The sequence below is a fragment of the Streptomyces gamaensis genome (assembly GCF_042656465.1).
In the GTDB taxonomy this organism is placed as follows: Bacteria; Actinomycetota; Actinomycetes; order Streptomycetales; family Streptomycetaceae; genus Streptomyces; species Streptomyces gamaensis.
In genome coordinates this window covers 22,264-48,065 of the sequence record NZ_JBHSPB010000010.1, presented here as the reverse complement: position 1 = coordinate 48,065, position 25,802 = coordinate 22,264, and the positions used below count along the sequence as shown (strand labels likewise).

The 25,802-nt window shown below is 70.9% G+C and carries 23 protein-coding genes, 1 tRNA gene and 2 pseudogenes; 13 read left to right on the top strand and 13 right to left on the bottom strand.

Features of this window, described 5'->3' with window-relative positions; all coding sequences use genetic code 11:
* Positions 1-14: 14 nt before the first annotated feature.
* The gene (locus ACFP1Z_RS17830; protein ID WP_390317388.1) at positions 15-1,523 is read right to left on the bottom strand and encodes an MFS transporter; all 1,509 of its coding nucleotides are present in this window, start codon (positions 1,521-1,523) and stop codon (positions 15-17) included.
* Positions 1,524-1,649: 126 nt separating this feature from the next.
* A complete protein-coding gene (locus ACFP1Z_RS17825; protein ID WP_390317387.1) occupies positions 1,650-2,294 on the bottom strand; it encodes a TetR/AcrR family transcriptional regulator in 645 nt (214 codons plus the stop codon).
* A 320-nt stretch (positions 2,295-2,614) separates the two neighbouring features.
* Here ACFP1Z_RS17825 and ACFP1Z_RS17820 point away from each other — a divergent pair, with 320 nt between their 5' ends.
* Together ACFP1Z_RS17820 and ACFP1Z_RS17815 are read left to right on the top strand one after the other, a co-directional pair.
* Positions 2,615-3,871 carry a M6 family metalloprotease domain-containing protein gene (locus ACFP1Z_RS17820; RefSeq protein WP_390317386.1) on the top strand — a complete coding sequence of 419 codons (1,257 nt, stop codon included), beginning with the start codon at positions 2,615-2,617 and terminating at the stop codon, positions 3,869-3,871.
* 376 nt (positions 3,872-4,247) lie between these two features.
* A complete protein-coding gene (locus tag ACFP1Z_RS17815) occupies positions 4,248-5,963 on the top strand; it encodes a hypothetical protein (RefSeq protein ID WP_390317385.1) in 1,716 nt (571 codons plus the stop codon).
* A 16-nt stretch (positions 5,964-5,979) separates the two neighbouring features.
* Here the strand turns inward: ACFP1Z_RS17815 and ACFP1Z_RS17810 are convergent, their stop codons facing one another.
* Together ACFP1Z_RS17810 and ACFP1Z_RS17805 are read right to left on the bottom strand one after the other, a co-directional pair.
* Positions 5,980-8,076 carry a hypothetical protein gene (locus tag ACFP1Z_RS17810; RefSeq protein ID WP_390317384.1) on the bottom strand — a complete coding sequence of 699 codons (2,097 nt, stop codon included), beginning with the start codon at positions 8,074-8,076 and terminating at the stop codon, positions 5,980-5,982.
* Positions 8,077-8,540: 464 nt separating this feature from the next.
* Positions 8,541-8,981, bottom strand: coding sequence for a hypothetical protein (locus ACFP1Z_RS17805; protein ID WP_390317383.1), 441 nt, complete (start codon positions 8,979-8,981; stop codon positions 8,541-8,543).
* Positions 8,982-9,171: 190 nt separating this feature from the next.
* Between ACFP1Z_RS17805 and ACFP1Z_RS17800 the strand changes: the two genes are divergently transcribed.
* The gene (locus ACFP1Z_RS17800) at positions 9,172-10,251 is read left to right on the top strand and encodes a hypothetical protein (protein WP_390317382.1); all 1,080 of its coding nucleotides are present in this window, start codon (positions 9,172-9,174) and stop codon (positions 10,249-10,251) included.
* On the opposite strand, the gene ACFP1Z_RS17795 is transcribed toward ACFP1Z_RS17800, so the two are convergent.
* Genes ACFP1Z_RS17795 through ACFP1Z_RS17785 form a run of 3 tightly spaced genes read right to left on the bottom strand, consistent with a single transcriptional unit; the run spans position 10,238 to position 12,666 of the window.
* Complete coding sequence (locus ACFP1Z_RS17795) at positions 10,238-11,461, bottom strand: beta-ketoacyl-[acyl-carrier-protein] synthase family protein (protein WP_390317381.1); 1,224 nt, start codon at positions 11,459-11,461, stop codon at positions 10,238-10,240. The two genes, ACFP1Z_RS17800 and ACFP1Z_RS17795, sit on opposite strands and share 14 nt — an antisense overlap.
* Complete coding sequence (locus ACFP1Z_RS17790) at positions 11,448-11,708, bottom strand: acyl carrier protein (RefSeq protein ID WP_390317380.1); 261 nt, start codon at positions 11,706-11,708, stop codon at positions 11,448-11,450. The genes ACFP1Z_RS17795 and ACFP1Z_RS17790 overlap by 14 nt, the downstream gene beginning before the upstream one ends.
* Positions 11,709-11,727: 19 nt before the next feature.
* Complete coding sequence (locus ACFP1Z_RS17785) at positions 11,728-12,666, bottom strand: acyl-ACP desaturase (protein WP_390317379.1); 939 nt, start codon at positions 12,664-12,666, stop codon at positions 11,728-11,730.
* A 307-nt stretch (positions 12,667-12,973) separates the two neighbouring features.
* Between ACFP1Z_RS17785 and ACFP1Z_RS17780 the strand changes: the two genes are divergently transcribed.
* From ACFP1Z_RS17780 to ACFP1Z_RS17755, 6 genes and pseudogenes are all read left to right on the top strand, one after another.
* Positions 12,974-14,467 (top strand): condensation domain-containing protein, encoded by a 1,494-nt coding sequence (locus ACFP1Z_RS17780; RefSeq protein ID WP_390317378.1) that lies wholly within the window; start codon positions 12,974-12,976, stop codon positions 14,465-14,467.
* A complete protein-coding gene (locus ACFP1Z_RS17775; protein WP_390317377.1) occupies positions 14,464-16,032 on the top strand; it encodes a DHA2 family efflux MFS transporter permease subunit in 1,569 nt (522 codons plus the stop codon). The genes ACFP1Z_RS17780 and ACFP1Z_RS17775 overlap by 4 nt, the downstream gene beginning before the upstream one ends.
* Before the next feature lie 90 nt (positions 16,033-16,122).
* Positions 16,123-17,028, top strand: a complete 906-nt coding sequence (locus ACFP1Z_RS17770; protein WP_390317376.1) for a class I SAM-dependent methyltransferase — start codon at positions 16,123-16,125, stop codon at positions 17,026-17,028.
* Positions 17,029-17,275: 247 nt separating this feature from the next.
* Positions 17,276-17,348: transfer RNA gene (locus ACFP1Z_RS17765), tRNA-Arg, on the top strand.
* A 286-nt stretch (positions 17,349-17,634) separates the two neighbouring features.
* A complete protein-coding gene (locus ACFP1Z_RS17760) occupies positions 17,635-17,982 on the top strand; it encodes a transcriptional regulator (RefSeq protein WP_390317375.1) in 348 nt (115 codons plus the stop codon).
* Positions 17,979-18,206, top strand: a pseudogene (locus tag ACFP1Z_RS17755) (nucleotidyl transferase AbiEii/AbiGii toxin family protein); the annotation flags it as partial. The gene ACFP1Z_RS17760 and the pseudogene ACFP1Z_RS17755, both read left to right, overlap by 4 nt.
* A 92-nt stretch (positions 18,207-18,298) precedes the next feature.
* On the opposite strand, the gene ACFP1Z_RS17750 reads toward ACFP1Z_RS17755, so the two are convergent.
* The 5 genes and pseudogenes from ACFP1Z_RS17750 to ACFP1Z_RS17730 all read right to left on the bottom strand — a co-directional run bounded on the left by ACFP1Z_RS17750 (position 18,299) and on the right by ACFP1Z_RS17730 (position 20,889).
* Complete coding sequence (locus ACFP1Z_RS17750; RefSeq protein ID WP_390317594.1) at positions 18,299-18,511, bottom strand: hypothetical protein; 213 nt, start codon at positions 18,509-18,511, stop codon at positions 18,299-18,301.
* 130 nt (positions 18,512-18,641) lie between these two features.
* Positions 18,642-19,685, bottom strand: coding sequence for a serine hydrolase domain-containing protein (locus ACFP1Z_RS17745; RefSeq protein ID WP_390317374.1), 1,044 nt, complete (start codon positions 19,683-19,685; stop codon positions 18,642-18,644).
* An 81-nt stretch (positions 19,686-19,766) separates the two neighbouring features.
* A pseudogene (locus ACFP1Z_RS17740) lies at positions 19,767-20,111 on the bottom strand (glycosyltransferase); the annotation flags it as partial.
* Between the two features lie 419 nt (positions 20,112-20,530).
* The gene (locus tag ACFP1Z_RS17735; RefSeq protein WP_390317373.1) at positions 20,531-20,743 is read right to left on the bottom strand and encodes a hypothetical protein; all 213 of its coding nucleotides are present in this window, start codon (positions 20,741-20,743) and stop codon (positions 20,531-20,533) included.
* Entirely contained in the window at positions 20,740-20,889 is a 150-nt protein-coding gene (locus ACFP1Z_RS17730) for a hypothetical protein (RefSeq protein WP_390317372.1), read from the bottom strand. Before ACFP1Z_RS17730 ends, ACFP1Z_RS17735 begins: the two co-directional genes overlap by 4 nt.
* Before the next feature lie 845 nt (positions 20,890-21,734).
* Between ACFP1Z_RS17730 and ACFP1Z_RS17725 the strand changes: the two genes are divergently transcribed.
* The 4 genes from ACFP1Z_RS17725 (at position 21,735) to ACFP1Z_RS17710 (ending at position 24,565) form a co-directional block, all read left to right on the top strand.
* The gene (locus ACFP1Z_RS17725; protein WP_390317371.1) at positions 21,735-22,628 is read left to right on the top strand and encodes a helix-turn-helix domain-containing protein; all 894 of its coding nucleotides are present in this window, start codon (positions 21,735-21,737) and stop codon (positions 22,626-22,628) included.
* Positions 22,525-22,821 carry a DUF397 domain-containing protein gene (locus tag ACFP1Z_RS17720; protein ID WP_390317370.1) on the top strand — a complete coding sequence of 99 codons (297 nt, stop codon included), beginning with the start codon at positions 22,525-22,527 and terminating at the stop codon, positions 22,819-22,821. The genes ACFP1Z_RS17725 and ACFP1Z_RS17720 overlap by 104 nt, the downstream gene beginning before the upstream one ends.
* A gap of 410 nt (positions 22,822-23,231) precedes the next feature.
* Entirely contained in the window at positions 23,232-23,579 is a 348-nt protein-coding gene (locus ACFP1Z_RS17715; protein ID WP_390317369.1) for a PCC domain-containing protein, read from the top strand.
* 116 nt (positions 23,580-23,695) lie between these two features.
* A complete protein-coding gene (locus tag ACFP1Z_RS17710) occupies positions 23,696-24,565 on the top strand; it encodes an isocitrate lyase/PEP mutase family protein (RefSeq protein WP_390317368.1) in 870 nt (289 codons plus the stop codon).
* Between the two features lie 14 nt (positions 24,566-24,579).
* Here ACFP1Z_RS17710 and ACFP1Z_RS17705 read toward each other — a convergent pair whose 3' ends face one another.
* Positions 24,580-25,800, bottom strand: a complete 1,221-nt coding sequence (locus ACFP1Z_RS17705) for a hypothetical protein (RefSeq protein ID WP_390317367.1) — start codon at positions 25,798-25,800, stop codon at positions 24,580-24,582.
* Positions 25,801-25,802: the final 2 nt, after the last annotated feature.

Below are 25,802 nucleotides of genomic sequence, written 5' to 3'. Positions count from 1 at the left end.
TGTGCCCCGTGAGGTCAGTGGGCCATGACCGGGACGGCGTCCTCGGCGGCCTGGCCCCCGCCCGTCACCGCTCCGCCCGGGCGGCCGGCGCTGACGAAGACCACCGCGATGGCCGCGGCCAGGGCCAGGATGCCCGCCGCCCACCAGATGGCCGTGGTGTAGCCGTGCACCGCCGACTCGAACATCAGCAGCTGCTGCGCCTCCTTGGTCGCGACACCGGCGGCGTGCGAGGTGGCGTACGCGGTGGTGGCGCTCGCGGCGATGGTGTTCAGCAGCGCCGTGCCGATCGCGCCGCCGACCTGCTGCGAGGTGTTGACCATCGCGGAGGCGACACCGGCGTCGCGCGGCTGCACGCCGTGCGTGGCCAGGGACATCGCCGGCATGAAGGCCGTGCCCATGCCCAGGCCCATCAGCAGCAGCGCGGGCAGGATCCCGGTCGCGTACGAGGTGTTGAGGTCGATCCGGGTGAGCAGCACCATGCCGATGGTGGCCAGCAGGAAGCCGGGGCCCATCAGCCAGCGCGCCGGGACGCGGGTCATCAGACGGGCGCCGATCTGCGTCGAGCCGGCGATCATGGTGGCGATCATCGGGAGGAAGGCCAGACCCGTGTTCACCGGGGTGTAGCCCCGGGTGACCTGCAAGTAGTAGGTCAGGAACAGGAACAGGCCGAACATCGCGATGGCCGCGAGACCGAGCGAGGCGTACACGCCGCCGCGGTTGCGGTCGGTGACCACGCGCAGCGGCAGCAGCGGGGCCTTGACCCGGGACTCCACGACCGCGAAGGCGATCAGCAGCACGGCGGCGGCGATGAACAGGCCGATGGTGGCACCGGCGGCCCAGCCGTCGGACTCGGCGCGGGTGAAGGCGTACACCAGCGAGACCAGGCCGAGGGTCGCCAGGATGACACCCGGCACGTCCAGCTTCGAGGGGTTGCGGCTCTCGGCGGGCTCACGGATCACGGCGAACGCGCCCGCGGCGGCGACCACGGCGAAGGGGATGTTCACGAAGAACGTCCAACGCCAGTTCAGGTACTCGGTGAAGACACCGCCGAGGATCAGGCCGACGGCGCCGCCGCCACCGGCGATGGCACCGAAGATGCCGAACGCCTTGGCGCGCTCCTTGGCCTCGGTGAACATCACGGCGAGCAGCGAGAGCGCGGCCGGGGCGAGCAGCGCGCCGAAGACGCCCTGCAGGGCGCGGGCGGCCAGCAGCATGCCCGTATTGACGGCGGCACCGCCGAACGCGGACGCGGCGGCGAAACCGATCAGGCCGGTGACGAAGGTCCGCTTGCGGCCCCACAGGTCCGAGACGCGGCCGCCGAAGAGCAGCAGCCCGCCGAAGGCGAGGGCGTAGGCGGTGATGACCCACTGCCGGTTGCCGTCCGAAATGCCCAAGTCGGTCTGGGCGGAGGGCAGGGCGATGTTCACGATGGTCGCGTCGAGGACGACCATCAGCTGGGCCAGGGCGATGAATATGAGCGCCTTCCAGCGCCTGGGGTCGAGGGGGGTGGTGGTCTCTGGCATACGAAGGGTCCTACCTGGCGGGGCGAGTTGCGGACGGATCCGCTCGGTCAGGGCAAGTCGTGGATCTCGGTGGCGGGCAGGCTCCGGGCGGAGCAGCGGAGTTGCCCGGGCCGCGGGGCGGGACCGTCAGCGGCCTCCGGCACAGTCGCGACGCAGGTCCTCCAAGGTGGCGGCGGTGCCGGGAAGTTCGGAGCGGGCCGGGGCCATCAGGCCGTCGAGGAACAGCTGCAGATGCCGGTGCGCGAACTCGTCGAAATGGGCGCAGCCCTTGCCGTCCGGCAGCGGCCGCGTCAGCTGCGCGACGGCGATCATGAGATCGCCGAGCCCGATGTCGGGACGCAGCTGCCCGGAGGCCCGGGCGGCGGCCATCAGCTCCTCGATACGGCCGTCGAGGCGGTCGCGGGCGGCGAGCAGCTCGGGGTGGCTCCGGTCGAAACCGTCCCCCAGCAGGCCGCACAGCGCGCCGACCCGCTCGTCCGCGGCGGCGTGGACAAAGCGCCTCAGCGCTCGGAAAGCATCGGGCTCCTCGGCTCGTGCACGATCCGCCCGGTCCGCGAGCCGGCCCAGGACGGAGAGGGTGACATGACGGACCAGCTCGGCGCGGTCCGCGAAGTTCCTGTACAGCGTGGCATTGCCGACCCCGGCGCGTCGAGCGATTTCATCGAGGGGGGTCTCCGTCCCGTGCTCGACGTACGCCTCCAGCGCGGCGGCGATGATCCGCTCACGGTTGCGCCGGGCGTCCGCGCGGAGCCGGGGCTCGGGTGCGACCACGCGACAACACTCCTCTCACCTGGGATTTTCCCGGCCGCTCGGGTTCCGGTATCGCTGTGCGCGCCCGGTGGGCGACCAGGGAGTAACCGGGGATCATCTCCCCGTTTTCCTGGGACACGGGGGTAAACGGGGAGGGGCTCCCCGGAAATTTCGCCTGGGCCTGTGAACGCCGTCACATTCCGGGAGGGGAGCCCTCCGGTCCGGCCCCCACCCCCATCTGCCGCATCCCAACAGGCGTACGAGCGCGGGGCGGCACAGGGTGAAGGAGTAAGGCGCACGAGCGCGAAGCAGCTTCCGCGCTGCCGCCTCCGGAGGTACCCATGAAAGCCCTGGCCATCGCGGTCATGGTGATCACGACGCTCGCGCTCACCGCCCCCGCGCCCTCCCAGGCCGACCCCGCGGACGCCGGGGACGCCGGCGAGGCCACGGGCTCCCCCGCGACCGACGGGCGGCGGCCGTCCGGCCCGTGCGCCCTGGCCTCGGTGACCCCGGGCGTCTCCGAGGCCGCGCACACCCCGGCGGGCTACGCGCGCTCCACGGGCACCGTCCGGGCGATCACCTTCCTCGTCGACTTCCCCGACGCGCCTGCCCGTTCCACCCCGCAGGAGCGGTACGGCGAGTTCTTCCCGGCCGTCGCCGACTTCTACCGGACCAGCTCCTACGGCCGGCTCGACTACCGCTCCACGCCGGTGCTGCGCTGGATCCGGATGTCCCGCCCGTACGCCGCGTACCGCATCGAGCGCGGCACGCCCTTCGACGCGAGCCGCGACGACGGCTATCACGCGCTGTCGAAGGAGATCCTCGCCGCCGTCGACGGCACGGTGGACCTGCGCCGCTACGACCTGGTGAACGTCCTGCTCGCCCCGGAGGCCGGGCCGCCGGCGACCGAGGACGTGCGCTCGGTGACCTTCGCGGGCGCGCCCACGGGGCTGGCCGCCGCCGACGGCACCCCGTTCAAGAACGTCTCCTTCATCTGGAGCCGGCAGACCGGCGACAGCCCCTTCCGCGTCCTCAACCACGAGAACGCGCACAGCTTCGGCCTGCCCGACCTGTACTTCACGGGCGGCGTCCGGCAGAAGACGCCCGTCGGCCACTGGGACCTGATGGACGAGGACTGGGGCCCCTCCAACGACTTCCTCGCCTGGCACAAGTGGAAGCTGGGCTGGCTCGCCCCCGGCCAGGTGCACTGCTTGAACGCGCCGGGCCGGCGCGAGCTGACACTGACCCCGACCTCGGTCCCGGACGGCACCAAGCTCGCCGTCGTGCCGCTCTCCGCGACGCGCGCGGTCACCGTCGAGGCCCGCGCGCCGGGCCCGCTCGACCACGTCGTGTGCCGTCCGGGCGTGCTCGTCTCGACGGTCGCCACCGACGTCGCCTCCGGCGCGGGCCCGGTCCGTACCCTCGACGCCACCCCCGGCAGCCACGGCTGCCACACCAGCGACCCCAACCTCAACGCGGGCCTGAGCGACGCGCCTTACGTGGCCGGGGAGCGCTGCGCGGTCGCGGGCGTCACGGTGGAGGTCCTGGGCACGGACGCGGCGGGGCGGTGGCGGGTGGCGGTGACACGGGGCGCCTGAGGAACGGGGGTACGGGCCCGGGTACGGTGGTGCGGTCCGGTACGGCCGACCGCCCGGCGCCCTGCCGCACGGGCCTCCCCGAAGGGTTGCGGCACTGCTTGAAACGCGATAGAGCGACGACCATCGACCGCGAACCGCGAACCGCGAACCGCGAACCGCGAACCGCGAACCGCGAACCGCGAACCGCGAACCGCGAACCGCGAACCGCGAACCGCGAACCGTAGGCCGTTCGGCCGCGAGGCCGGAATTGCGCACTCCGCAAGGGAAGTTGCCCCGCTAGCGGGCACCGCCCCACGCACGACTGCCGCACCGCACACGAAGACCACGCGGCGAACGACCCGCACCCTGTGCGCGATACCGGACGGGGGCGGCCCCCGTGCGTGACGCGTTGCCCCGCCCCCGTGCCGCGTCCCTCTCCCTCCCGCTCCCCCTGCGTGTCCCCGTCGGCCCCGACGCGTACCGGTGGCGCACGTTCCCCGCCGTACGGACGCTCGTCGTCGCCGCCCGTACCGTCACTTCCACCGTGCGCGTCCTGGAGTCGCTGCCGGCGCTGCTGCGCGGGGACGTCCGGGTGAGTGTCGTGTTCGCCTACGACCCCACCTCCGCCTTCGGTGACGGCGTCCTCGACCTGCTGCACGACGCGGGCTGCCGCGTCATGCCCTGGTCCCAACTCGGGGACATCGCACCGGACCTGATCCTCTCCGCGAGCGAGAACGTCGACGTGCCGGAGGGCGACTGCCCGGTTCTCGTCCTGCCGCACGGGGTGGGCTTCCAGAAGCTCGTCCCGGACTCCCGCTCGGCCCGTACCCGCCTGTCCGGCGTGGTCCCGGACAGCCTGCTGGAGGCCGGCCGCGCCTGGCTGGCCGTCTCCCACCCCGACCAGGAGGAGCAGCTCCTCGCCACGCACCCGAAGGCCGCCGGCCGCACCCTGCTCGTCGGCGACCCCTGCTTCGACGACCTGCGGGGCAGCCTGGGGCAACGGGCCGCCCACCGGGAGGCGTTGGGGGTGCGGAACGGACAGCGTCTGGTCGTCGTCAGCTCCACCTGGGGTCCCACTTCCCTCCTCGGCAGCGCCCCCGACCTGCCGGGGCGGCTGCTGGGGGCACTGCCGTACGACGAGTACCGGGTGGCCGCGATCCTGCACCCCAACGTGTGGGCGGCCCACGGCGCCTGGCAGATCCGCACACTGCTGGCCGACGCGCTCGACGCGGGCCTGGTCCTCGTGCCCCCGGTCCACGCCTGGCGCTCCGCACTCGTCGCGGCCGACGCCGTCGTGGGCGACCACGGCTCGGTCACCCTGTACGGGGCGGCCCTGGGCAAACCGCTGCTGCTCGCGGCGTTCGGCAGCGACGCGGTACCGGGCACGGCGGGCTGGGACCTCGGCCGCAGCGCCCCGCGCCTGGACACGGCCGGCGGTCTGCGGCGGCAGCTGGAGTCGGTGATCTCCGGCCACCCGCCGGACCGTTACGCGCACGTGGCCGCGCGCGCCTTCGCGGACCCGGGGCGGGCACTGGCCCGCCTGCGCACGGCGCTGTACGAACTGCTGGACCTCCCGGAACCGGATTCCGCGCCACCGGCCGCGCGGCTCCTCCCCTCCCCGGAGGCGGAGACCGTCCCGGTCACGGCGTGGACGGTCGCCACGGCCGTCTCCGGCCGGACGGTGACCGTCCACCGCTACCCGGCGACGGTGGCCGGCGACGGCACTGCCCCCGGCTTCACCCACCTGGCCTGCGCCGACTCCGAACCGGACCGCCGGCTGACGGAGAGCGCCTCCGTCCTCCTGCACCCGGCCCCCGCCCCCACGGCGGTCGCGGCCCGCCGCCGGCTCACGGACACGCTCGCTTCCTTCCCGGGCGCGCGGCTGGCGGCGGTGTCCCTGACGGGAGGCGGCTGCCTGGTGGGCGTGCACGACGGCCGCGTGGTGGAGGCGACGGTGACGGGACCGGCCGTGGACCCGGGGCTGCCGGCGGCCGTGGTGTACGCGTGCGTACGGGCCGGGGTGGCGCTGGAGGGCGGGGCGGTGTCGCTGCGGGTCGGGGAACTGCGCTCGGAGGAGGTGGAGTTGCGGGTGCGGCCGGGCGGGGCGAGCTGAGGAACGGGGACAGCGCCTAGCCCAACCTGCCCAGCCACTCCCTCAGTTCCCCCGCCGACGGGCTCCCGCCCGCCTCATGGATCTCGCAGGCCCGCGCCACGTACGCCCGTACCGTCTCCCCGTCGCCCCCCGTCCGCTCCGTGAGGCGCGCCAGTTCCACCAGCGCCTGCGCCTCGTAGTGCGCGGCCCCGACCTCACGCAGGACGAGCACCGCTTCCCCCAGCTCCCGGACCGCCTCGCCCGCCTCCCCCGCGTGGTCGTGCGCGAGTCCCCTCGCCACCGCGACCCTGGCCGCCATCCGCCGGTCCGGCTCCGCGAGCGCGAGGAACGCCTCGTGCGCGCCCCGCAGGGTCTCCAGGGCGGTACGGGGGTCTCCCCCGGCATCCTGCGCGCAGCCCAGGAAGTACGCGGCGATCGCGGCGCCGCGCGGCTCGTTCCCCGCGAGGTTGAGTTCCAGGGAGCGCCGGTACGCGCGTACGGCGCGCGACGGGTCGAAGCGGTCCCAGTAGCGCCCGTAGAACTCCTGCACCGACGCGCTCAGGACCGTGTGCCCGGCGACGTCCGCGCAGGCGACGGCCCGTTCCAGCGCGGCACGGGCCTCCTCGTGGCGGCCGAGGTCCATCAGGGGCCGCGAGAGCAGGCTGCGCAGCCGGGCCTCGGCGGCGGGCAGGCCGGCCTCGGCGGCAGCGGCGGCGCCGAGTTCCAGGGATTCCCGCCAGTCGGCCAGGTGCCGGCGGTGCAGGAACAGCACCGTGAACGCCTCGGCGAGCTGCCACACCTGCTCGTGCAGCCCGTACCGGGCGGCCTCCCGCAGCACGGCGAGGAGGGTGGCGCGCTCGGCCTCCAGCCAGGCCAGCGGCCGCGGGCCGCCGTCCGCCGCGAAGGGGTCGGGCAGGCCGCCCCCGGGCAACTCGTGGATACGCAGCCGATCCTTGCGCACCGCGCGGTCGGCCAGGGCCGTGAGGACGAGGCAGTGCCGGGTCACGCGCTCGACGAGCGCCCGCCGGCCGTCGGCGGGTTCCTCGGCGTCGGCGCGTTCGCGGGCGTGCAGGCGGACGAGGTCGTGGCAGCGGTACCGTCCGTCGTCCAGCCGTTCCAGCAGGCTCACCGACTCCAGTTCGGCGAGCAGTTCGCCGGCGGCCGCCGGTTCGAGCGCGGCAGCGGCGGCGACCGTGCCGGCGTCGAAGGCGGGGCCGGGCAGCCAGCCCAGGAGCCGGTACAGCCGGGCGGTGTCGGGGGGCAGGTCACGGTAGGCGACCTCGAAGACGGCGGACACGGAGCGCTCCCCTCGCAGGGCCAGTCCCGGCAACCGCCGGGCCTCGTCGGCCAGTTCCCCGGCCAGGGCGCCCAGGGGCGCGGCCCCGCGCGTGCGCCGCAGCCGGAGCGCGGCCACCCGCAGCGCGACCGGCAGCCCGCCGCACAGCCCGACGAGCCGCCCGGCGGCGTCCGGCTCCGCCGCGACGGCCTTCTCGCCGCACCACTCGGCGAGCATGTGCAGCCCGCGCTCGGTGTCCACGGGCGCCAGGGGCATCAACCGCGCGCCGTCCAGCTCCAGTTCGTCGAGGGTCGCGTTGCTGGTGACGAGCACGACGCTGCCGGCGCCCTTGGGGATCAGGGGCCTGACCTGCGCGGGCTGCGTCACGTCGTCGAGGAGGACGAGCAGCCGCCGCCCGGCCGTGCGCGAGCGGAAGTCCTTGGTCCGCTCGGCGAGGGCCGCCGGAATGTGCACGTCGTCGACGCCCAGGGCCCGCAGCCCCTCGGCGACCGCCTCGGACACGTCCCCGCCCGTACGCTCGCGCAGCTCCCGGAAGTCCACGAACAGCTGCCCGTCCGGGAACAGCCCCCGCACCCGCTCGGCACTACGGCAGGCCGTGGAGGTCTTGCCGACACCGGGCAGCCCGCTGAGCACCCCGATCCCGACGTACGAACCCGCGCCGGCGACTCCGGCGCACCACTCCTCCAGCGCGGACAGGTCCTCGACCCGGTTGACGAACCGGAAGGTGAGCGGCGGGACTTGATCGGGCCTGCCCCCGGCCCCGGCGGCGGGCTCCTCGGCGACGTGGAAGTGGATGCCGCCGTGGTTCGCCCCGAACTGGAAGGCGTTGCCGTGCACGGCTCCGGAGAGCTCGTTGCGGACACCGGGGGGCGGCGCTGCGGGGGGTAACGGGCGGTCGGGCTCGGGCAGGCCGGCGTACGGGACCGCCCCGGCGGGCTCGGGCCGGCCGATGCGCGGGGACGGCCCAGCGGGCTCAGGCCGGCCGGTGGGCGGGAGCGCCCCAGCGGGCCCGGGCAGACCAGCACACGGAACCGACCCAGCGCCCTCAGGCCGACCGGCGCCCGGAACCGCCCCAACAGGCCGAGGCCGGCCGGCGTCCCGGGGCTCCCCGGCCCCGTACGGCCCGCCGCCGGGCACCCCGCGCCCGTACGCACCGGCGGGCTCAGGCCGATCAGCGCCCGGAACCGACCCGGCAGGCCGAGGCCGGCCGGCGTCCCGGGGCTGCCCGTGCCCGTACGCACTGACCCTCTCGGCCGCCTCAGCCGCCCCGGGCGCCCCAGGCGCCCCTGGCGCCTCGCGCGTCACGCCGCCCCCGGGCCGCCGCCGCCCGGACCGCCGATGCTGATCCCGCCGTGGATCTGCCCGCTCTGCACGACGCTCCCGTGCACGACCCCGCTCACGGAGTTGCGCACCCCTCCGGCGGGCTCCCCGCCCTCGGGCTCCAGCTCCGCCAGGAGCCTCCGCAGTTCCTCCGCCGCCGCCGGATCCGCCTGCAGTACGCGCCGCAGCCGCATCCGCCACCCGGCCTCGATATCGGCGACGAGCGGCGCGTCCTCGGCCGCCCGGGCCGCCACCAGCTCCTCCCGCGCCTCGCTCAGCTCCTCGCCGGCGGCCTCCTCGTCCCCGCCCCGGGCGAAGAACCAGGCGAGCCGCCCCTTGGCCTGTCCCCAGGCGTCCGACACCATCACCCCGACCAGCGTCGTCGCCCCCGACGCCGCCAGCGCCGCCAACTCGGCCTCCACGGAGCCCCCTTCGCCTCGTCCGTCCCTGTGCGATCGCACCGAGCCCACCGTAGAGAGCCCCCCGCCCCCTTGACCAGCCCGACCCGGGCCTGTCCCCGGCCCGGACCCGGCGCCCCGGGTGCCGGATCCGCACAGCCGCCGGTCCGGCCGCCAGGGTGTCTTCGTGCCGCACCAGGGGGAAGCACAGCACGTGACTACGCGCAGAACGTTCCTCGGCACCAGCGCCGCTCTCGGCACGACCGCGTTCGCCGGAGCCCCTGCGGCGCGGCCTTCCGCCGACATCACCCCGGCCCCGGTCTCCGAGCAGGACGCCAGAGCCGCGGTGCTGCGGATAGACACCGATATGCAGCACCACTACGACCTGCTGCGTGCGTCGGTGGCGCGGCATCTGGGCCCGGTGATCGTCGTCAACAACGACGCGAAGGGAGGCGAGTACTTCCTGGTCGACCAGGGCAGGACCGTCGAGCGCCTGCACCCGGTGGGCGAGTTGTTCGAGCTGGCGAAGTCGGTCGCGCACACGCCGCTGGGGATCTACGCGGTGGTGGCGCCCTACCTCAGCCCGAAGGTTCCGCCGGTCGGGAACGCGAACCGGATCGACCCGCACGACCTGGAACAGGTCGCCCACACCGGCCCGTCGTCGACGGCGTGGACCGAGCCACTGCAACAGTTCGCGGCGACGCTGAAAGCCGCGCACCAGAACCTGGCAGGCGCCAACCTGCCAGCGGCGCTGGAGGACGCCGGCCGGAGCATCCTCGACGGCGGTCTGGACTTCATCACGGACGCGCTCAGGGCCCGTTCCTTCGACATGCAGGGTTTCCAGGACTTCTCCAGCGCGGTGTACGACCACATCCGGACGACCATGTACTGGGCGTCGAAAGCCCAGATCGAGGGCGTCCACGCGCTGCTGCAACGGCGGCGGGCACAGCTGGGCGAAGCGCGCTGGTCCGAACTGTACGTCCTCATATTCGAGTTGTGGACGACGGCCGCCCTCAACCAGAACGCCATCATCATCAAGCCGTGCATGGACCAGAGACGGGCGGACAGCCACCTCGTCAACCAGATGATCGCGCAGTTCCCCTCCGACCCGGTCGCCACCGCACTCGACAACCTCGCCCGGATCGTGCAGGACAACATCGCCGCGGAAATGGTGTTCCCCACCGCACCGGACGTCGCGACCGCCCTGGCAGGCGAAGAAGACCTCCTGGCGCAGGACATCCTGAAACAGCTGAAGGGCTGCCCGTTCCACACGGCCGCGATCAGGAAGCCGTGAACAGCAGGACCGCGTTCTGCCCGCCGAAGCCGAAGGAGAAGCTCAGGGCGGTGTCCGCGCGGACGGGGCGCGGGGCTCCGGCGACGATGTCGATCTCGTGGTCCGTGTCCTGGGCCTGGAAGTTCGCCACCGGAGGCACGGTCCGGTGGCGGAGCGCGAGGACGGTGTAGGCGGCCTCGATCGCCCCGGCCGCACCGAGGGAGTGGCCGATGACGCCCTTGGGAGCGGTGACCGGTGGTGTGCGGTCCCCGAAGACCCGTGTGAGGGCCGCTGCCTCCAGCGCGTCGTTCCTGGGGGTGGAGGTGCCGTGCGCGTTGATGTGCCCGATGTCGTCCGGCCGGCATCCGCCGTCTTCGAGGGCGGCGGCGATGGCCTGTAGTACGCCCCGGCCCTCGGGGTGCGGGGAGATGGGGTGGTGTGCGTCGGCGCTGGCCCCGTAGCCGCGCAGCAGGGCCTGCACGGGTGCCCGGCGGGCCCGTGCGGCGGACAGTCGTTCCAGTACGAGGACGGCGGCGCCCTCGCCGAGGACGAATCCGTCGCGTGCCGTGTCGAACGGCCGGCTGGCGAGGGCAGGTTGGTCCCGGCGCCGGGACAGCGCTCGCATCCGTGCGAAGCACGCGGAGGAGAGGCGGTTTCGTGCTCCCTCGGTGCCGCCTGTCAGCACGATGTCGCACGTGCCCGAGCGCAGCAGGTCCCGCGCGACTCCGATCGCGGTAGCACCTGAGGCGCACGCGGTGGAGACGGTGAAATTCGGCCCCTGCGCCCCCAGGTCGAGCGCCACCTCTCCAGCGGCCATGTTGGGCAGGCTGCGTGGCATGGTGAGCGGGGAGACGCGCTCCGGCTTTCCTGTGTGGAGGTGCTGGAACACGGTTTCGTAGGTGTTCAGGCTGGTGCTCCCGACGCCCAGGACGACTCCTACCCGTTCCCCTCGCCAGGCAGTGGGCTCAAGGCCGGCGTCGACGACCGCCTGCCGGGCGGCTACCACGGCGAACTGGCTGAAGGGGTCCAGGCGTTGGGCGAGCCGTCCGAGCTCCGCCTCGGCGTCGAAGTCCATGACCCGGCAGGAGAAGTCGACGGGCAGTCCTTCCAGGAGGGGGTCGGTGGTGGCCACCGAGTGGCCCCGGCACAGGGTTTCCCAGTTCGCCTCCACGGTGTTCCCTGCCGGAGTCACCAGGCCAAGACCGGTGATGGCGATGTCAGGTCGCCTCATCGAACACCTTCGCCGCCTCGCCGAGCGTGGCGGACGGGGAGAGGTCCAGGGCGCTGTCGGGCAGAACGATCCCGAACGCTTCCTCGGCCGTCACCACGAGTTCCATCAGGGCCAGTGAGTCCATGTTGAGGCTCTCCAGTGTCGCCTCGGCCGAGAGCTCCTCGGCAGGTACCGGAATCCCCAGGTGTTCGGTCAGCAAGGCGATGAAATTTTCGGGAAGCGCAGGCCGGTCCAAGGGTCGCGTCATGCCAACAGCTCCTGTTCTCTCACGGGGACAGGGGGAGAGCCTTGTCCGGATTCCTGGGTGCGTACAGCGCACGAGCCCGGGCCGCCCGCGTCTCAAGCCGTTTCTCGTACAGGCCGATGCGATCCTGCGCCTTTCTGCCGGCCGGGCCGAGGCCGGTCGCCCTCATCACCGAGAGGGCGCGCAGCAGCGGCAGCACCACGTGCTCGCGGTGGACGTCCAGGTTGTAGATGCCGGCCTCGGCGATGCGCGCGGCCCGCGTCTGGAACCCCGGGATGCCGGCCCCCGGCATCCGGAAGCCGCACAGGACATCCGCCAGGGCCGTCATCGCGTCGTCGGGAAACACCTGGAGCGCTTCGGCGAACACCCCTCGGTAGAACAGCATGTGCAGGTTCTCGTCGGTCGCGATCCTGGCCATCAGCATCTCGCCCACCCGGTCACCGCACAGCGCCCCGGTGTTCCGGTGGGCCTGCCGGGTCGCCAGCTCCTGCACAGTGGCGTACGCCAGGCCGTGCAGCACCGTGGACCAGCGGAGGGTCCACCCGGCCGCCACATGTTGCATCCGCAAATGTTCGAGGGTGACGGGATCCACCGCCCGGCGGGCGTGAATGAAGGCGCGCAGCGCGGACGAGTGCCGGTCCTCCTCGGCCGTCCACCGGTGGTTCCACGTGCCCCAGGCTCCGTCCCGACCGAGCCGCACCGAAATATCGAAGTGGTAACTCGGCAGGTTGTCCTCGGTGAGGAGGTTGATGACCAGGGAGTCCTGTACGGCCGGCGGCAGAGACGACTGTTCCGGCTGCCAGGCGGCACCCTCCAGCGGCCCGTCGAAGTCCCGCGCCCCGCTCCACGGCACGAACTGGTGCGGCAGCCAGTCGTGGGCAACTGCGAGATGGCGTTCCAGCAGTCGCTCCACCGACGGCTCCAGCTCCCGCAGTACGCTCTCCGCCGCAGCAGGAGTCACCCCTGCTCACCTCGCTTCCTCGTGCTGAACGTGCGTACAGTTCCGCCCCTTTGCGTTCCATACCTGATGGGAGTATGCAGCTGATGCGGCGTCTGTATGCGGGCTGTGAACGGGAGTTGATACGCGGAAAGGGGCAGGCGCGGGCGCGGACATCGCGTACGCACGCCGGTGGGGCGACCCGGGACACCCGTGCCCTCAAGAGGCGAGCCATGTCATCCGTTCGGGTGGTTCCATACGCCTATGTAGGTCACATGGAGTAATCAGGGGGTCGCCGGGGAGGCTCGTCGGGAGCTCATGGGAGGTGCCGATGCCCGCTTCCAGCGGTGTGACTCCATCCACCCCCGGCCCGGAAGGCGAACCCGGCGCCGAAGGTCGCACAGCGCGCCCCACCTCGCGCGTGCTGCTGCCGCTGACCGCGGCACAACGCAAGATATGGCTCGCCGAGCAGGACGCGTGCGATGGGCATGAGGCGTACCGGATCAGCCAGTGCGTGCACATCCACGGGCCGGTCGACACAGGGCTGTTCGAAGCGGCGATGAGGCAGATCCTTGCCGAGGCCGACACACTGCGTGTGCGCATCGCCGACACTCCGGACGGTCCCGTGCAGGAAGTACATCCGGCGGCCGACACCGCTTGGGCGTGTATCGACGTCAGCGGTGAGCCCGATCCGCACAGCGCGGCGCGTCACTGGATCGCGGCAGACATGGCCCAGCCGATCGACGCGGCTCGCGGCCCGCTCTTCCGGTGCGCGTTGATCGCGCTGCGGGCGGACGACTGGCTGTGTTACCTCAGCGCCCATCACCTGGTGACGGACGGCTTCAGCCTCTTCCTGATCACGCGCCGGTTCACGCAGGTGTACACGCTGCTGGCCGCCGGGGAACCGGTGGGAGCGTCCCCGTTCGGATCGCTGGCCGACCTGGTGAAGGCCGACCTGGACTACCGGTCCTCGCCGCAGTACGCCGCCGATGGAGCCTATTGGACTCGGACGTTCAGCGATCCACCGGACCCGGCGCCGCTGCCCGCCCGCCCGGCCCTCGCGGGCCGGCAGGACGTCCAGCAGGACATGGCCAGCGGGTACCTGGCCCCACTGGCCGTCTGTACCAGCGGGGACCGTCCGCTCGCGCGCCCGGAGGCGCTCCACCGTGCGACCCGGCTCGCCGGGGTCGCACGGTCGCGGTTCGTCTGCGCCGCGGCGGCGGTGTACGCGCACCAGCTGACGCGGGCACCCGAGGTGGTGATCGGTCTGGCCGTCACCGGCCGTCCGCGGCGCCACCTCTTGACCACCCCGGGCGTGATCCACAACATCGTGCCCCTGCTCCTGAGGGTCCGCTCCAGCATGCCGCTGGCCGAACTGCTCACCCAGGTCGACCACGCGATGAACCAGGCGGTGGCCCATCAGCGCTACCCCGGTGAGGATCTGGCCCGTGACCTCGGTCTGCCGGGCAGCATCGCCTCCCGGTTCTCGCTGATCGTCAACGTCGTGCCGTACGGTCGTCCCCTCAGCATGGCCGGCAGCTCCTGCACCGTCTCCGGCGTCCGCGTCGCCGCCGGCCGGCCTGCCCGCCTGAAACTTCTCGCCCTGGACCGGTGCGACGACGCCGGTCTACGGCTGGAAGTACAGGCCGCCCGCGAGCAGTACACCCGGGCCGACCTGGCCGGCCACCAGCAGCGGCTGCTGCTCCTGCTCGACGCCATGACCACCGCTGACCCGAACCGGCCCGTCGGTGCCTTCGATCCGCTGCCGGCTGCCGGGCGAACTCGGCAGCCGGCAGCCGACACCGGTGATCGGGCCCGGCCGTGACCGCCCACCAGGCTGCCGGAACCGTCCCGGCCACAGGCGGGACGCCCCCCGGCCACGAAAAGGCCGTCCTGGCGGTGGTCTCCGCCGCCGCGTTCATGGCCATGCTGGACAACCTGGCCGTCACCAACGCGCTGCCCAGCATGGGCGAGAGCCTCGGCCTGGGCATCAGCGGACTCCAGTGGGCCGTGGCGTCGTACACGCTCGTCCTCGCCGCGACCCTGCTGTCCTCGGGGGCGGTCGGAGACCGGCTGGGGCAGCGGCGGGCCTTCCTCGCCGGGCTGCTCGGTTTCATGGCGGGCTCCGCCCTCGGTTCCCTGGCGACCACCCTGGCCGCGATGGTGGCCGGGCGCATCGTGCAGGGGCTGGGCGCCGCCGTGCTGCTGCCGGCCGGCGCGGCGCTGCTGCGCCACGCCTGCCCCGACGCCACCGCGCGGGCCCGCGCCCTGGGCGTACGGGGCGCGGTCGGCGGGCTCGGGGTGGCGCTGGGCCCGGCCTTCGGCGGCCTGCTGACGCAGGCCCTGGGCTGGCGCAGCGTGATGTGGATCAACTTGCCCATCGGTGCGGCGGCGCTGGCGGCCGCCTGGCGGGTGCTGCCGCGCCCGCCCGCCGCACCCGTGCGGTGGGATCCCGCCGGGCAGGCGCTGGCGGTCACCGGGCTCGGCAGTCTCGTGTACGGCCTGGTGCAGGGGCCCGTCGACGGCTGGAGCGCGCCGGGCACGGCGGCGGCTCTCACGGTGGCGGCCCTGACGTTGCCCGCCTTCGCCCTCGTGGAAACGCGTGCATCCCGGCCCCTGCTGGACCCCGCGCTCTTCCGCGACCGGGAGTGCCGTGCCGTCACCGCGTCCTGCTTCTCCTCCAGCGTGGCGCTCTTCGGCGGAACCTTCTTCCTGAGCCTCTTCCTGCAGAACGTTCTGGGCTGGTCGCCCGCCGGGGCCGGGACGGTGTTCCTGTCGGCCTCGGCGTTCATCGTGCTCGCCTCACCCGTCGCCGCCGCACTCACGGTCCGTTTCGGCGCGCACGTCCCCCTGGCACTGGGCCTGGGGCTCGACGCTCTCGCCCTGGCCGGATTGAGCTGCTTCGGCCGGCAGGCCGCCTACGCGGACTACTGGTGGCTGCTGCCCGTCCTCGGCGCCGGAACGGGGCTGCTGTTCGTACCGGCCACCATCACGCTCGTCGACCGCGCTCCCGCGGCCCACGCCGGCACGGCCTCAGCGGTGGTCGACACCCTGCGGGAGGTGGGCGGCGTCGTCGGTGTGGCCGCGCTCGGCGCCGTGCTGACGGCCCGCATGCGCGGCACTCTCCACGACCGGGCAACACGGGCCGGCCTCGCGCAGGACACGGCGGAACACCTGGTACGAACCGTGGTCACCGGTGGCCCGGCGCACGGGCCGGACGCCGGACCCCGCCCGGCTACAGGCGCCCCCTACGTGACCGTCTGGGCCGAGGACTCCTTCGTCGACGGACTGCATCTGGCCTTGCGCTGCGGGGCCCTGGCCCTGGCCGGCACGCTCGTACTCGTCCTGGCCCTGCTGAGCCGCCGGGGCACACAGCCGCAGCCGGAATGACAGCCGAGGACAGACAGGCCGGCTCAGACTCAGGGAACAGCGCCTCCGTAGCCACATCCGCTTCTGCCGCAAACACAAGGGAGAAGGACAGTGAGCGGCCAGACCGATCAGCACAGCCGAGCAGGCGCCACCGCTGCGGACATCCAGGCCCACTACGACGTCGGCAAGGAATTCTACGGACTGTGGCTCGACCCCGACCTGACGTACTCCTGCGCCTTGTGGGACGGCATCACCGGCGATCCCGCGCGCACCGACCTGCTGCTGAAAGCACAGCACGCCAAGCTCCGGTACCACCTCTCCCAGGCCGGCATCACGGCGAACGACCGGCTGCTGGACATCGGTTGCGGTTGGGGCAGCCTCCTGCGGACGGCCGCTGAAGAGACCGGCGTCCGGCACGCGGTCGGCCTCACCCTCAGCACCGACCAGCACGCACACGCGTGTTCACTCGGGCTGCCCGGAGTGGACATCAGGATCCAGGACTGGCGTGACCACGAGCCGGACACGACCTACGACGGCATCGTCTCGATCGGCGCCTTCGAGCACTTCACCCACGTGGACATGTCCCGCGACGAACGGATCACGGCCTACCACGCCTTCTTCGCACGCTGTGCCGCATGGCTGCCACCACTCGGCCGCCTCAGCCTCCAGACCATCGCACTGACCGACGGCCATGACCTCGACGGCCCGGTGCCCGCCTTCTTCGCCCGCGAGATCTTCCCCGGCTCGGCATTGCCTCGCCTGTCCGACATCACCACCGCATGCGAGCCGTACTTCGCGATCACCGCACTGCGCGAGGACAGCGCGGACTACGTACGCACCCTGCGCGCCTGGTCCACCCGGCTGCTCCAGGCCCGGGACAAGGCCGAGTCACTCGTCGGGCCCGACACGTATCGGCGGTACCGCACCTACCTTCGAGCCAGCGAGATCGTCTTCACACGGCGAGCCTCCACGCTGTACCGCATCACGCTGCGCCGATTGCGGTGCCGCCCACGGTAGTTCGCCTGCCGGCACGACGTGCCGGTGTCCGGGCCGAGCCGGCCGGTGGGCAAGAGTCGCACCGGCCCCGAGCGATGCCCGAACCACCCCGGCCGCCCCACGGAAACCTGCCGGTCAGCACCACAGCCGCTCGCCGCCCCCGGACGCGCTCCACCCACCAAAGCCGCATCCGCTAGGCTGTCCCTGGTCGGCTCACGCTGTAGGAGGCCACCCCCTCGCGGGGACTTCCGCACCGCGCTGACCAGCGGCCTCCGTAGCTCAGGGGATAGAGCACCGCTCTCCTAAAGCGGGTGTCGGCAGTTCGAATCTGCCCGGGGGCACACTGCGGTAACGCGCTGACCTGGGGTTTCTCCCCAGGGAGGCGTTCCATTCGGCCCCGGACTCCTCGTCCGGGGCCGTTCGCGTGAGCGGACGGGCCGCCGAGCTCCGAAATCTCCGCCACCGGATCAGCACCATCCGTTACGGACTCCGGCCGGACTGGTCCGCATACCGTCCGCCCCGCCCCGGGCGCCCTGCCTGACAGCACACAGCGCCGAGCCCGTGCCGCGGCGCGCAAGCCTGCCGATCCCATCCACACCCACTGCCCCCTCAGGCAATGATCGAAGCATGGCCTCACCGCCCTCCCTCTCCGAGCTCCGCCGAGCCAAGTTCGCCCGACGGCTGCCCGACGAGCTGTCGAAGCTCGTCGGCCCCGCCCATGGGACTGTGAACCTGCCTCTGCACCTGGCGTGGTCCGGGCTGACCGAGTTCGACCTCGACCGGCCTCGTCTGCGCATGAGCTGCTACCGCATCGTCCTGGCCGAGGGCCTCCATGACGACCTGGTCGAGCTCCTCAACCACGACCTGCTCATCAGCATGTGGCCAACCTTGCGCACTCTGATCAGTCGGGACCTCCGCGACGTCTGGGAAGCCGCCTTTGCCGAACTGGCCGCGCACACCCAGGCTGTTGCATGAACCTGACGGAACTGCATCGCCGCCTTCTCGCCGACGTCCTTGCCGTGGGCACGCCCTACCCGCTCGCGCTTACGGGCGGCTATGCCGTCCAGGCTCACGGCCTGGTCCACCGCCTCAGCCAAGACCTTGATGTCGCCACCGAGAACCCTGCGGGCATGGCAGAGATCGCCGCCACCGTACGCGCGGGGTTGGAGGAACGGGGGTGGCTGGTGAAGGCGCTGGAGCCGTTTGCTCGGCATCGCATCGAGAGGGGGCGCCGCCGGCGGGAACACGCAGCCCTACCGTGTGACCGTGAACAGTCTCCGCTCGGTCTCGCTCACGTGCGCCACCTTCCGTGTGCGGCTGTCCAGTGCGCGTGCATCTGCTCACGGTGCCGGGCTTCCGCCGTCCAGTCGCCCCGGGCGGCGTCTGTGTACCGGGCGTGGGTGAGCCGGATGCGCTCGGCGCAGCCGGTGTCTCCGGGGACGATGGCGCTCGGCCCGAACGAGTGCGGCACGGTCACGACCGGGCGCAAGCGTGGTGCAGTCATGAGTGCGCCTCCCGCCGGTGGCGCTCCAATTCAGCCTCGATCCGGGCCACTTTGCTCATCGGGTCCAGGCGCCGTGCGGTGGCCCGCAGCACGATGAGACGCAGGCACTCCCGGCACGCCGGGGACGAGGCTAGCCAAAGATCATTTCTCGGTAGCTGTTACGGATCTCGGTGAGGGGCTGGCGGTCGCGGGTGTAGTAGAGCTTGTTGGTCAACAGGATGGCCCAGGTTCCCTGTTTGGGGGAGATCCACATACCGGTCCCGGTAAAGCCGTAGTGGACGTAGATCCGGTCAGCGGGGTTTGTGCCGGGAGCAGGGTGCCAGAAGAGACCACGGACGGGTTCCAGAGCGCCGGTCTGGACGGTCAGAGACTCCTCGACCCAGTTCGGCCCGAACCCGGGTGCTGTGGGGGCTGTGGCGGGGTCGAGCATGTAGCGCAGGAAGCGGGTGAGGTCGTCGAGGAGAGAAAAAGTGCCGGCGATGCCGCAGACTCCACCGAGGAGGCGGGCGGAGAAGTCGTGGGCGATGCCCTTGAGGTGGCGGCCGGTGCCCTCGTCGAGCTCGGTGGGGGCGCAGCGGGCGGCCAGCTCGGCGTGGAGGGGCCCGAAGCGGGTGTGGATCATGCCGAGCGGCTGCCAGATGCGGGTACGGGCGAGCTGGTTCAGAGGCTGGCCGGAGAGGTGTTCGGCGAGGTAGCCGAGGATGAGGGCGGCCCGGTCGGTGTATTCGACGGCTTCGCCGGGGGGCCGGTGCAGGGCCTCGTGAAGGACTCCGGCCCGGATCGTACTCGGGTCGGTTCCGTAGAGGTTCTTCAGCTGGGCCCGCAGCGGAACACCGGCGGTGTGGGTCAGCAACTGCCGGGCAGTGACCTGGCCGAGCGGGTGGCCGGTGACCTCGGTCCAGAAACCGTTGAGGGGTTCGTCGAGCGGGAGAGCGCCGTCTTCCCACAGGGCGCCGATGGTGGACCACACGGCGAGGATCTTGGTGAGGCTGGCGACGTCGAAGACGGTGTCCGGCCGCATGGGGAGGTCCGGCTGAGCGGGGTCGAGGGCGCCGGCGGTGCCGCCGGCCTGGATTCCCGCGGCGTTGCCCGTGGCCCATACGGCGCCGGGGTAAACCTTGGCGCGGACGCCGCCCGCCACGAGCTGCTTGATCGTCTCGGTGCTGTCTGCCATGAGCATCTCCGATGTCGTGGTGCGGGCCCGCCCGTCAGCGTAGTGACGTGGGCGGGCCCGGTTAGGGAAGGCGGGGGTGCGTCAGCTGATCCGGTGGCCGAGTTCGGTCAGGGCCTTGGCAGTGGCGCTGAGGGGGTAGCGAGCCGCGTTGCTGCGTCCGGCCTGCTGGAGGGCCGGCAGCAGGCCGGGGGTCGTACGGAGCCGGTCGATGTCGCGAGCAAGGGCGGCGGGGCGGGTGAAGTCGGTGGCGATGCCGGAGGCGGCGAGGATGTCGGCCAGGCCGGGGACGGGTTGGTAGAGCACGGGAAGGCCGCGTGCCTGGGCCTCCAGGGCGACCAGGCCCATGGCTTCCAAGGTGGTGGAGGGCATGACGAGCAGGTCGTGGTCGGCGAAGGTTCTCCACAGCTGGGGGCGGCGGAGCCAGCCCTCCTGTTGCTGGAGTTGTGCACCGCACTTGCGTACCCGTCCGGCCGGTCGTGACCAGTGACGGCCGGACGGGGTCTGGAACCTGCCTCCCCCGGCACCTGGACCAGATCAGGGAGAGGCAGGGGTCTATGGGTACGCCCGTCAGGGAGAGGACGGGTCCGTGTCGGCGTCTCGGCTTCCCGTGCCCGAGGCGTTGGACGATGCCAACAGTGCACGCAGAACGGCGACTTGTTCGGTAACGGCTTCGGCCCAAGCAGGGGTCGGGCCGAGGTGCTCACGCACTGCCTCCTTCAGCGCAGCACTGAACTCCGCTGACTCCACAATGCTTTGCTCGGCTTCCGCCGCGCTGATGGGGGTCGGCGCCGGCAGGGACACACTGCCCTCCCGTGTGACCGTGAACGGTCTCCGCTCACCCTCGCTCACGAGCGCCACTTTTCGTGTGCGGCTGTCCAGTGCGCGTGCATCTGCTCGCGGTGCCGGGCTTCCGCCGTCCAGGCACCCCGGGTTGCGTCCGTGTACCGGGCGTGGGTGAGCCGGATGCACTCGGTGCAGCCGGTGTCTCCGGGGACGATGGCGCTCGGCCCGGACGAGTGCGGCACGGTCACGACCGGGCGCAAGCGCGGTGCAGTCATGAGTGCGCCTCCCGCCGGTGGCGCTCCAACTCGGCCTCGACCCGGGCCACTTTGCTCATCGGGTCAAGGCGCCGTGCGGTGGCCCGCAGCACGATGAGACGCAGGCACTCCCGGCACGCCGGGGACTTGGGGGTCGTGGTGCTCACCACAGGTTCGCTGCCTTCCGGCTCTGAGCATTGATGGCCGCGACGCGTTCGCTCAGCGACCCCTTGCAGGTGACATGCGCCGTGCGCCGGTGACGTGCCCAGCCGTGGAGGTACTGAGTGACGGCCGTGGCATTTCCGCGCTCTGTGGCCGCTGCGATGGCGCGGCGGAAGACAGCGCACACGCCGCAGCGCAAGTGTGTCTTCACCGTGCCGCCGCCCCTCTTGCCGCTTCCATGTCGGCATGGGTTGCGCGGTGGTAGTACCGGGTGTGACATAGGGCCCCACCATCCAGGGGCTCGATGGTGAGTTCGTGAAGTTCCGAGTCCCATGCCATCGCACGACCGATACGGTCCGAAGCTGTGTCGACAACGAGTGTCTTGGGCATGGGGACCCACGGCCCAGCGCCTGATCGCTTCGCTGCGAAAACGCTGCCAGAAGGGCTCGCGGCAACGGCCTGCCACAACTCCCCTTCGCTGTGCGGTCGCACACGATCCGGCTCGGACATCCACTCGATACCTACGCCCACCGGACGGAGCCACAGCATGCCTTCGACAGTGCTGACGAGTCGGCCGATCTTGTCGCCGCGGTGTGTGCCTACCAGCCACACACCGGGCACCCAAGTCGCCGCTGATTGCGGCAACTTCATGGTCACACTCCTCATCTCCCGCTCCATGTCGGCGACATGGATGGGTCAGCGAGCGCCCAGGATGCTCCCGCAATCCACGACATGCAAGCTCTCACACTGAATTACCCGCGAAGGTGACATGCATTGCTAAGCGAGGCATCCGGTGCTTTCATTCCGTGTGACCGAAGTCCTTCAGATCGGGGTAAGGGAAGGGGTGGGGATGACTGACGGACCCACAGGATCAACCGTCCCAAGGCGACAGTTGGGGCGATACCTACGCGACCTGCGCAACAACGCGCGACTCACAGTGCGAGCGGCAGCGCTCAAACTGGAATGGTCCGAGGCCAAGATGTGGCGCATCGAAACAGGGCAAACGTCCCTACGAAGCCTCGACGTTGAGGCCATGTGCAAGATCTACGGGGCACCCCCGGACCTCACAGAGGGACTGATGGCCCTCGCCAAGGAAACCAAGGCAAAAGGCTGGTGGCACGCGTATGGCGATGTGATTCCGGAATGGCTGGACCTCTTCATTGGCCTGGAAGAGGCGGCAACCCGTATCTCCTGGTACGAGGACGTGTTGGTTCCCGGGCTGATGCAGTGTGAGGAGTACGCACGCACCATCATCCGCGCACACCTCCCGCACCAGGAAGCTGACGAAATCGAGCGACGCGTTCACGTGCGCATCGCTCGCCAAGCCCTTCTCACCCGGGCCACTGACCCCACCAACCTGAGGGTTGCGCTCAACGAAGCCGTGGTTCATCGGCCAATCGGCGGCAACAGGGTGATGGCCGCGCAACTTCGGCACATCGTCACGGTTGGGGATCTCCCCAACGTCTCTGTGCGTGTGGTTCCGTTCGGCGCCGGCTTGTTTCCTGGCGTGCTGTCAGGCCCATTCGTCGCCTTGCGCTTCCCAACCGGCAAGGATGGTAGGCACACCGAGCCGCCCACCGTGTACGCAGACAGCTACACGGGAGCGCTCTACCTCGACAAACCCAACGAAGTTGAGCGCTATGAAACAGCGTTCACGAACATCTGGGAGATGGCGCTCGACGAAGAGGACTCGCGGCGCCTCATCTCCGAAGTGGCAGGGAGCTATGAAAGACAGCACGGCTGACCTCATACACGCAGCCTGGAACAAGTCCAGTCACAGCAACGGGGAAGGGGCATGCGTCGAAGTCGCGAGTGGCGTTTCGGACGTCGTACCGGTGCGCGACAGCAAGCACCCGAGCGGGCCTGTACTGACCTTCTCCGCTGCCTCCTGGTCCTCGTTCGTCACTGACGTCAAGGAGACCAAGCGCAGCGTGTAACCTCGTAGTACCCAGTCCGGCTCATACCGGCCGGGAATGAGCCCCGGCCCACTACCAGCGGGCCGGGGCTCTCCGCGTCGGCCTGGTCAAAAGCGCGGCTGAAGCTGCGCTGGCCAAGTCATCCGCCGCCCACAGCGGGATCCTGCATACCGAGCGCCCCGCCCAACCAGCGGGGGCCACCGTCCAATTGCCTACCGCTCCGCCTCATCCCAAGTCGCGTAGCCCGTGGCCAGCGTCGCTGCAAACTGAGCCCGCAGGTACGGGCCGGGGCTGGATCGTTCGGGCAAGCGGCTCAGTTTGCCACCCAACGGCTGTTGAGTGAGTCCTTGAGACCCGCTGTTGCTGGCGCGCGTTGACGCTCGGCTGCCATGCTGCGTGATCTCACACCTACTGAGTTGGGAGACCCCGCAGTGATCGTGATCGAGGTCCGGAACGCCGAACTGCTGGAGGCCCTCACACGCGAAGCCAAAGAGCGAGGGATCACGAACGCGGCGATCGTCAGCCTGATCGGCGCGGCCGACTCGTTCACCCTCTCCACCATGCCTGCGGACGATCCGGCCGACGACATGGTCACGGACTACGCGTTGCCCGCCGAGATGCACGGCACGGGCGAGATCGTCGACGGAGAGGTCCACGTCCACGCGACGATGGCGGTCGCGGGAGACAAGGGCCTCGCCGGACACCTGCGCAAGGCCGCCATCGGCCACTGGTTCGCTCGGGCCTACGTCGAGCCGATGAGCCCGTTGACCATGCGCTGATGGATCAGTGCCGCACGGGGCGCGCTGTGCCCATGCTGGTTGTCAGCTCGCGCAAGCTCGCTGGCCGCCGGGCAGACTTGTAGCGGCGTGATCGACATGCGGTTGGAGAGGTTCCGTTGACTGTTGGTAGGTCTGGTACGTCCTTGAAGAGCCTGCTGGAGGGCCGGGAGATCGTTCTGGCGCCGGGAGCGCCTGACTCGGTCAGTGCGCGTCTTGTGGAAGCGGCCGGCTTTCCCGCTGTGTATATGACGGGTTTCGGCGCCACGGCCAGTCGGCTGGGAATGCCGGACGTCGGTCTGCTCAGCCAGACCGAGATGACCGAGCACGCACGCAACATGACGCGTGCGGTGTCGATCCCGGTGATCGCGGACGCCGACACCGGCTACGGCGGGCCCAGCAACATCGACCGCACCGTGCACGAATATCTTCAAGCCGGTGCGGCAGCGATCCATCTCGAAGACCAGGCCATGCCCAAACGGTGCGGGCAGATGAGCGGTGTGCGGCTGCTGGACGCGGAGAGCAGCGTCAAGCGTCTGAGGTGCGCCCTGCGAGCGCGTGGGTCCGCGGACATGCTGATCATCGGCCGCACTGACGCTCTCCCCGCGCAGGGTATCGCCGAGGCGGTCCGGCGGGCCCGTCTCTACCGGGACGCGGGTGCCGACCTGGTCTTCGTCGACGGCGTCAAGAAGATCCACGAGCTGGAGGCGGTGGCCTCGGCGGTCGAGGGCCCCAAGGTGGTGTCCATCGTCGACGGCAACGAGACGACCGGGCTGACCGCCCTCGACCTCCAGGAACTCGGATTCTCCCTCGCCTTTTACGCCGTGACGGCTCTGTTCACCGCCACACGGGCCGTCGCCGACGCATTGGCTCACCTACGGGCTGCGGGAACCCCGGCGGGTGGTCCCCCGCAGCACACCTATGAGGAGTTCTCCCGACTCGTCGGAGCCGACTTCCACAAGGCCCTCGACGACCAGTTCGGCGGCTGAGACCCCGGTCCCACTCAAAGCGCTTCGAGCTGCTTGTTGAGCGCCGCCACCCGGCGCTGCAGCTGCTCGACGCGCCCTTCGTCCTCGCTCACCTGCTTCTTCAGCTCGGCGAGCCGTGGCGCATCGTGACGGGCAACAATCAATTCCTTCCCCAGTTCAAACTTGCGGTCCATGAGTTCGCGCCGCTTATCTTTTTCCTTTCGAGGGGTTGCATTGATTTGGGCGCTGATCTCTGCAATCCTCGCCGCGATCTTTGCGACGTTCCGGCTTTCCATTTCCGTCAGATCCCTCTTCCGCCCCTCAATGCGTTCCAGGTCGGAGCTCACCTCCTTGATCCGGCCACGCACAATTTCCTTGGCACGCTCCGTGGCCTTCCTTGCCCGCTCTTTCTCCAGCTCGCGCTTCAGCTCGTCCCGCTGGTCCTTGAACTTGTCGCCGGAAAAACAGCCCCTGATCCCGCCCACAATGGCCGCACCGAGCGCCCCTCCCATCGCGGCCCCTATGCTGTCCCTGTCTCCCCGGGCCGAGCTCAGAAAACTTCCCATGTCCCCTACGATTCTCTCGCACACGTCCCGCTTCGGCATTGCGGGCTTGGTGCCCAATTCCATGTCCCCGCCGCCGAACTGGAAGGCTATGCGAGGCGTACCACCCCCGCCCCATTGACTCCCGTTGCGTTCTTGGTCCGCTATTCCCGCAGGGATCTCCCAGCGCCGGCCTGTGGAGTCCAGCCCCGTGACAGCAGGGGGGTTTATTCCGTGGCCGTTCCCCTTGTACACCTTGTACTGATTGCGATAGAGGAACGAACCAGGGGTGTAGACCGAGAAATCGACCGCCCCGGTGCGTCCGCTGTACTGGAACCTGGCTCCCGCTCCTCCGCCGCCGAGCGGCGGAATATTTCGGTGAGCAGTGTTCTTGATGATGAAGCTCTTTCCTTCACCTGGCTTGATTTTCTTGGGCGGCTCCTGAAGGAACTCCCCCTGCACGTCGCTCGTCCACCTGTGGTGGATCTCGTCCGGCGTGTTGTTGTAGAGGATCACCTCCATCTGATGGGCGGTGGAAAAAGGGTCGTCGGAGAACTCCCACAGAGTCGGGCGACCGACCGGGGAAGCTGCGGCCGGTGCTGCGGAAATCGCTACTGAGGAGAGGGCCAACGTCGCCACGGTCGGAACCAGCAGCGCACGGGAGCACTTGGCGCGAATCGACCTTGCCTGCACGGTTTTGAAGATCTCTGCCATGC